The 1,477-nt window shown below is 66.1% G+C and carries 2 protein-coding genes and 1 pseudogene; 2 read left to right on the forward strand and 1 reads right to left on the reverse strand.

Annotated features, from left to right (window positions below; all coding sequences use genetic code 11):
* Both fghA and rnk read left to right on the forward strand, forming a co-directional pair.
* The coding region (fghA, locus tag D3H34_RS32565) for an S-formylglutathione hydrolase (protein ID WP_119558854.1) at positions 1-699 on the forward strand (699 nt) is incomplete at its 5' end.
* 98 nt (positions 700-797) lie between these two features.
* Entirely contained in the window at positions 798-1,211 is a 414-nt protein-coding gene (rnk, locus tag D3H34_RS32570; RefSeq protein ID WP_119558853.1) for a nucleoside diphosphate kinase regulator, read from the forward strand.
* Between the two features lie 45 nt (positions 1,212-1,256).
* Here rnk and D3H34_RS34425 read toward each other — a convergent pair.
* Positions 1,257-1,477, reverse strand: a pseudogene (locus D3H34_RS34425) (acyltransferase family protein); the annotation flags it as partial.

Genomic DNA, 1,477 nt, shown 5'->3' on the forward strand with positions numbered 1-1,477 from the left:
GGGTTGACCTGTACCGAAGAGACGTTCATGACCAAGGCCGGCGCGCAGCGCCTGGCGGCCGAGCTGGGCCTGGCGCTGATCGCGCCCGACACCAGCCCGCGTGGTGCCAACCTGCCCGGCGAAGCCGAGAGCTGGGACTTCGGCGTGGGCGCGGGCTTCTACCTCGACGCCACGACCCGCCCCTGGGGCCTGCACTGGCGCATGGAAAGCTATTTGCTAGAGGAACTGCTGCCGCTGCTGGGCAGCAAGCTGCCCATCGACGCGCAGCGCGTGGGCATCTTCGGCCACTCGATGGGCGGCCATGGCGCGCTGACGCTGGCCCTGCGCCATCCCGGCAAGTTCAAGAGCGTGTCGGCGTTTGCGCCGATTGCCAACCCCAGCCAATGCGCCTGGGGCCGCAAGGCGTTCACCGGCTATCTGGGCGACGACGAGTCCACCTGGGCCGCGCACGACGCCAGCCTGCTCATGGCCGCGCAAACCGCCGCGCCCTACCCTGCCGGCATCCTCATCGACCAGGGCCTGGCCGACAAGTTCCTGATCGAAAAGCAGCTGCTGCCCGAGGCCTTCGAAAGCGCTTGCGCGCAGGTGGGCCAGGCGCTGACGCTGCGCCGCCAGCCGGGCTATGACCACGGCTACTACTTCATCCAGACGTTCATCGACGACCATCTGCGCCACCATGCCGCGCAGTTGAAGGCTTGAGAGCAGGCCCGGAAACGGGCCTGTCAATTCGCACCTAAACCGTGCGATATTGGTGCATCATCTACAGTGGAGCGTTAGTCTTCAGCAAGGTACCCCCCATGTCGCGCAAGCCGCAGATCATTCTTTCCTCCCTGGATCTCGATCGCATCGAAGCCTTGCTGGCGGCGATTCCCGCGTCCGTGTTCCCGGGCAAGGCCGATCTCGAGGCCGAACTCGACCGCGCGGATGTGGTCGAACCGGCGCAGATTCCGCCCAATGTGGTGACGATGAATTCCACGGTGCAGTTCGAGATCCTCGAAACCCGCCAGGACTTCCGCCTGACCCTGGTCTATCCGCGCGACATCGATGGCAGCGCCGACCGCGTGTCGATCTTCGCGCCCGTGGGCAGCGCGCTGCTGGGCCTGTCCGTGGGCGACGAACTCGCCTGGCCCGGCCCGGGCGGCAAGATCATGACCGTGCGCGTGACCGGCATCCTCTACCAACCCGAAAGCGCGGGCGAACTGCACCGCTGAGCATCTGGGCTTTACTTCACGCAGTGGGCCAGCGTGGGGGCTACATCAAGTAATCCACGCCATCAGCATCCCGGTGCCCACCAGGCTCACCTGCCAGCGCAGCACGTCCTGCCAGCCGGGCATATGGCGCTCGACGCGCTGATACAGCAGCTGCCCCATGGCCAGCGACAGCGCAAACGCCGCCCACAGCCCGGCCAGATTGATGGCCAGCGAATCGGGCCAGAACCAGTTCACCACGGCATTGACCAGCAGGCACACGGGAAAGT

This window comes from Acidovorax cavernicola (assembly GCF_003581445.1).

Excerpts from the sequence above, each read along its gene's own strand:
- rnk (WP_119558853.1), top strand. The coding sequence starts at position 798 with ATGTCGCGCAAGCCGCAGATCATTCTTTCCTCCCTGGATCTCGATCGC.